We start from the raw sequence: 5233 nt of genomic DNA on the forward strand, positions 1-5233 counted from the left end.
GCGTACCCGCCTCGCCATTGCGCTGCAGGGCGAGGCGGGTACGCAGGATGCCCTGCTGTCCCCCGACCGCGCTCGTCAGCACTTCGCCGATCCGATGCGGATCGCAGGCAAAGCCGAGCTCCGCGGCCGAGGCATAAAGCCGCGCAAGGTGGCGCTCGAAGCGCAGGAAGCCTGAGCCAGGCTCCCAACGCATGGTCTCGATCAGCTCGAAGTCGGCACGGTTCCCGTCGCGAAGCGCGCTTTCAGAAGACACTCCCGGTACTCCTCCTCGGCGGTGGAATCGAAGACGACGCCGCCGCCGACATTGTAGACAGCCTCGCCGTCGGCAAAGAGCGAGATGGTGCGGATCGCCACCGAGAACCGCATCGTGCCGCCGGGCGCGACCCAGCCGATGGCGCCGCAATAGACGTCGCGCGGCACGCCCTCCAGATCGTGCAGTATCTCCATGGCGCGGATCTTCGGCGCGCCGGTGATCGAGCCGCAGGGAAAGAGCGCTGCGAAGACTTGGCGAATACCGATATCCGGCAGGAGCTTCGCCCGCACCCGGCTCACCATCTGGTGCACCGTCGGGTAGGTCTCGATGCGGAACAGCTCCGGCACTTCCAGCGTGCCGACCTCGCTGATCAGCGAGATGTCGTTGCGCAGGAGATCGACGATCATCCGGTTCTCGGCCTGGTTCTTCTCGTCGTTGCGCAGGAACGCCTTCAGCCGCGCGTCCTCGGCCTTGGTGGCGCCGCGCGGCGCCGTGCCCTTCATCGGGTGCGTCTCGATCATACCGTCGGCGTCGATCTCGAAGAAGAGTTCCGGCGAGCGCGACAGCACGATCGGATCGCCGAACGAGATCAGCGCGCCGTATTTCACTGGCTGGCGCCCGGTCAGCGCCTCGAAGGCGGCAAGCGGATCGCCCGACCATTGCGCATGGACCGGAAAGGTCAGATTGCCCTGATAACAGTCGCCCTGGCGAATATGGTGGTGGAGGCGCGCGAAGCGGACGGCGTAGTCCTCGGCGGACCAGGATGCGCGGGCGTCGAAGATCGGTCCGTTGCTGGCGGGGCCTTCATTCCGCGGCACAGCCTGTTCGAGCGGCGCATCGAAGACACCGAGACAGATCAGCGGCGCGCGGCGGCCCTCTGGCAGCAACGGCACCAGTTTCGGCTCCAGCAGGTAGCCTGCCTCATAGGAGAAATAGCCTGCCAGCCATTTGCCCGCGTCGGAGGCGGCCTGTGCCGCTTCCAGCGCCGGCGTGAATTCGTCCGCGGTTCGCGCCGTGATGACCTCATGCGGCCCGTCAAAGACGAGCTGGTGGCCAGTCTCGTCATTGCGGAATATTGCTGAGGGCAGGGACATAAGCCTTGGATGGGGTCGATTAAGTCGATCGCTCTATATGGGGGCGCGGCGAGGCGCAATCGAGAGAACGGCGTCGGAGGGCGTAAAGGCATCTGGTCCAAAGCAAAACGGCGCCCAATGGACGCCGCCTGCGCTGGGAAGGCACAGCGAGATCAGTTGTTGTTCGAGGTCGCCGCCGTGGGGAACCGGCTAGCGAATTCGGCCTCGTCGCCCGCGGCCAGCAGTTTCGCCTGCTCGATCCATTTCTCGCGCGCGATGCGGCCGTCGAAATTGAGCACCTCCTCGACGCGCTTGACGTCGGCATCGGTCCAAGCGGCGATCTGGGCATAGGACGTGACGCCCTGCGCCTTGAGCAGCTTTTCATTGACCGGGCCGATGCCGATCAGGCGGCGCAGATTGTCCGCCTTGCCGGTGGTCGCCTTCGGGGCGGCGGCTTTCTTCGGAGCCGGCGCCTTCTTTGGCGCCGCGGCGGCCGTCTTTGCCGCTGCCGGCTTGGCCGCTGCCGATTTTGCCGCTGACGGTCTTGCAGATGAGGATCTGGCTGGGGTCGGGGTCGACATCAGCGCCGCCGGCGCAGGCGCGGAGGCTTTGTCGGTTCCCGCCTTGGCGGAAGAGGTCGGCGCTTCGCGCAGCTTGCGTTCGAGATCGGCGCGGCTGCGGCCGCATGCGTCGAGCTCGCCGCTCAGGCGGTAGGTATCGGCGCTAAACCGGTCGCGTTCGCTCTTGGCGCGACCGAGTTCGCCGCGCAGGCTGTCGAGCTCGCCACGCAGGCGGCCCCAGATGAACCAGCCAACCAGGACACCGACAACGAACGCCAGGAGCATATAGAAGAAAGTGCTCATTTCCCTCTCCAGTCCGATCGGGCCGCGGCCGCAAACGGCGGCCTTGCCGCAGGGATCGTCAATCGTTCCGCGCTGGGCGGAACAGCCCCTCCAATCGCTGGCGGCTGGCCCTCCTCCGGCTGCGGCCCGACGGCCGCTATCGCTCTCGCTGAAGCAACGCTAGGGCCGCCTCCGGCCTTGCTGTCGCGTCCGGTTGAGCTTGGGGTCTACGCTAGCACACGGCCTGCGCAAAGCTAATTGAAAAGTGCGGGCAGAGTTATTCAAGAACAGCACAAGTATGCGTTCCGGCCAAACTGTTCCCGGTCTATGCCGCCAGGCGAGCACCCGTCATTTGTCGAGCGCCTCCAGCTCGTCGATCAGCGCGCCGATCACACCCAGGCCGATCTGCCAGAAGGCCGGATCCGTGGCGTCGAGGCCGAAGGGCGCCAGCAGTTCCGAATGATGCTTGGTGCCGCCGGCGCGCAGCATCTCGAAATACTTCTCCTGAAAGCCGCGCTCGGCGTTCTGGTAGACGGCGTAGAGCGAGTTGACCAGGCAGTCGCCGAAGGCATAGGCGTAGACGTAGAAGGGCGAGTGGATGAAGTGCGGGATATAAGTCCAGAAGACCTCGTAGCCATCGCGCAACTTGATCGCCGGCCCCAGGCTTTCAGCCTGCACCTCAAGCCAGAACTGGCCCAGCCTGTCCGAGGTCAGCTCGCCGTTGCGGCGCTCGGCATGCACCTTGCGCTCGAACTCGTAGAAGGCGATCTGGCGCACGACGGTATTGATCATGTCCTCGACCTTCTGGGCGAGCATGGCCTTGCGCTCGCGCTTGTCGGAGGTCTGGTCGAGCAGCGAGCGGAAGGTCAGCATCTCTCCGAAGACGGAGGCGGTCTCGGCCAGCGTCAGCGGGGTGGACGCCATCAGCGCGCCCTGGCCGGCGGCCAGCACCTGGTGAACGCCGTGGCCCAGCTCATGCGCCAGCGTCATCACATCGCGCGGCTTGCCCATGTAGTTGAGGAGCACGTAGGGATGCGCCGAAGGCACGGTCGGGTGGGCGAAGGCGCCGGGCGATTTGCCCGGCCTGACCGGCGCATCAATCCATTTGCGGTCGAAGAAGGTCCGCGCGATTTCCGCCATCTTCGGCGAGAAACGCTGATAGGCTGACAGCACCGTGTCCCTGGCGTCGTCCCAGCGGATCACCGATTGCGGGGTCTCGGGCAGCGGCGCGTTGCGGTCCCAGTGGTTCATGACGTCCGTGCCGAGCCAGCGCGCCTTCATCTGATAGTAGCGGTGCGACAGGCGCGGATAGGCTTCGCGCACGGCCGCGGCCAAAGCATCGACCACGCCGCGTTCGACGCGGTTGGCGAGATGGCGTGAATCGGCGATGTCCTCGAAGCCGCGCCAGCGGTCGGAAATTTCCTTGTCCTTAGCCAGCGTGTTGGTGATGAGCGTGAAGGTGCGCAGGTTCTTGCGGAAAGTCGCGGCGAGTGCCTCGGAGGCACGGCGGCGCACTTCGCCATCCGCGTCCTGCAGTCGGTTCAGCGCCGGCTCCAGCGTCAGCTCCTCGCCGTCGACGTCGAAACGCAGGTCGGTCATCGTCTCGTCGAACAGGCGGTTCCAGGCGCCGCGTCCGGTGACCGACTTTTCGTGGAACAACTGCTCGACCCGATCCTCGAGCTGGTACGGCTTGTCCTTCCTGAGGTCGAGCACCCATGGGCGATAGTGGGCGAAGGCCAGGTCGGCCGCGAGTGCTGCTTCGATCACCGAGTCGTCGATCAGGTTGAGCTCCAGCGCGAAGAACAAAAGATGCGCGCTGGCATCCGTCATCTTCTCCTGGATGTCGCCATAGAGCTTGGCGCGCTGCGGATCGGCGGTGTTGCCGGCATAGACAAGCCCGGCATAGGAGACGATGCGGCCGATCAGTTCCTCCAGCGCCTCGTAGGCCTTCAGCGCCTCGCCGAGCCGGCCGGCGGCGCCACGCTCGGCTTCGGCGGCCAACGTGCCCTTCCAACGGACCTCGAAGGCAATGGCGTCGCTTGCCGCCCGGGCAATGTCACGCTTCAGCTCCGGCGCTTCCATGCCGGAATAGAGATCGGCGAGATTCCACTCCGGCAGATCGCCGAGCTCCGCCGCGGCCTGGCCAGATGCCGTCGCCGCAAGCCGCTGACCAAACATCATGCGCATCGACAATACCTTCTATGAATCAACGGGAAAGGAGAAGCCGGTCAAATCCTAAGGAATTCGTTCACCGGGTTTTTTGAAACCTTATTTAGAACCCTGTGCCAAGATGATCCATGGGGATTTATCGGGCGGATAATTCAAAGAGTCATGACAGGTTCCGTACTCATAGTCGATGACGATCCCGTGCAGCGCAGGCTGCTCGAGGCGGCGGTGACGAAATTCGGCCACAGCGCCATCGTCACCGACGGCGGCGAGGCGGGCCTCGATGTGCTGGACGGACCGAACGCGCGCGATGTGTCGGTCGTCATCCTCGACCTGGTCATGCCCGGTCTCGACGGCGTCGGTGTGCTGAAGGCGATGCGCGAGCGCGCCATCAATCTCCCGGTCATCGTGCAGACCGCGCAGGGCGGCATCGAAACCGTTGTCTCGGCCATGCGCCACGGCGCTTTCGATTTCGTCGTCAAGCCGGCCTCGCCCGACCGGCTGCAGACCTCGATTTCCAATGCTTTGAAGGTCGAAGCGGTCGAGGACGAGGTGAAGCGCACGTCGCGGCGTCGCGGCGGCCATCTCACCTTCAAGGATCTGATCACCCGCAGCCCGGCGATGGACCGGGTGATCCGGCTCGGCCAGAAGGCGGCGGCCTCCAACATTCCGATCCTGATCGAGGGTGAATCGGGCGTGGGCAAGGAGTTGGTGGCGCGCGCCATCCAGGGCAGCGGCGACCGCCGCTCGAAACCCTTCGTCACCGTCAATTGCGGCGCCATCCCCGACAATCTGGTGGAATCGATCCTGTTCGGCCATGAGAAGGGTTCCTTCACCGGCGCCACGGACAAGCACACCGGCAAATTCGTCGAGGCGCATTCGGGCACGCTGTTCCTGGA

5 protein-coding genes are annotated in these 5233 nt (G+C 65.0%); 1 reads left to right on the forward strand and 4 read right to left on the reverse strand.

The window, feature by feature from the left end:
- The 4 genes from EOA60_RS17510 to EOA60_RS17525 all read right to left on the reverse strand — a co-directional run.
- A partial coding sequence (locus tag EOA60_RS17510) for an aminotransferase class IV (protein ID WP_348632712.1) occupies positions 1-253 on the reverse strand: 253 nt, incomplete at its 3' end.
- Positions 202-1347, reverse strand: a complete 1146-nt coding sequence (locus tag EOA60_RS17515; RefSeq protein ID WP_095800471.1) for an aminodeoxychorismate synthase component I — start codon at positions 1345-1347, stop codon at positions 202-204. The genes EOA60_RS17510 and EOA60_RS17515, both read right to left, overlap by 52 nt.
- A 152-nt stretch (positions 1348-1499) precedes the next feature.
- The gene (locus tag EOA60_RS17520) at positions 1500-2189 is read right to left on the reverse strand and encodes a proton-conducting membrane transporter (RefSeq protein WP_095823419.1); all 690 of its coding nucleotides are present in this window, start codon (positions 2187-2189) and stop codon (positions 1500-1502) included.
- Positions 2190-2516: 327 nt separating this feature from the next.
- On the reverse strand, positions 2517-4355 hold the full coding sequence (locus tag EOA60_RS17525) for a M3 family oligoendopeptidase (protein WP_164748318.1): 1839 nt from the start codon (positions 4353-4355) through the stop codon (positions 2517-2519).
- A 144-nt stretch (positions 4356-4499) separates the two neighbouring features.
- On the opposite strand from EOA60_RS17525, the gene EOA60_RS17530 reads away from it, so the two are divergent.
- Positions 4500-5233 (forward strand): sigma-54 dependent transcriptional regulator (locus EOA60_RS17530; RefSeq protein WP_164899371.1); only part of this gene is annotated, 734 nt, incomplete at its 3' end.

The sequence above is a fragment of the Mesorhizobium sp. M1A.F.Ca.IN.020.06.1.1 genome, from assembly GCF_004023265.1.
Taxonomy (GTDB): Bacteria; Pseudomonadota; Alphaproteobacteria; order Rhizobiales; family Rhizobiaceae; genus Mesorhizobium.

Coding starts and splice junctions, on each gene's coding strand:
- EOA60_RS17515 (WP_095800471.1), bottom strand. CDS start 1,347: ATGTCCCTGCCCTCAGCAATATTCCGCAATGACGAGACTGGCCACCAG.
- EOA60_RS17520 (WP_095823419.1), bottom strand. CDS start 2,189: ATGAGCACTTTCTTCTATATGCTCCTGGCGTTCGTTGTCGGTGTCCTG.
- EOA60_RS17525 (WP_164748318.1), bottom strand. CDS start 4,355: ATGCGCATGATGTTTGGTCAGCGGCTTGCGGCGACGGCATCTGGCCAG.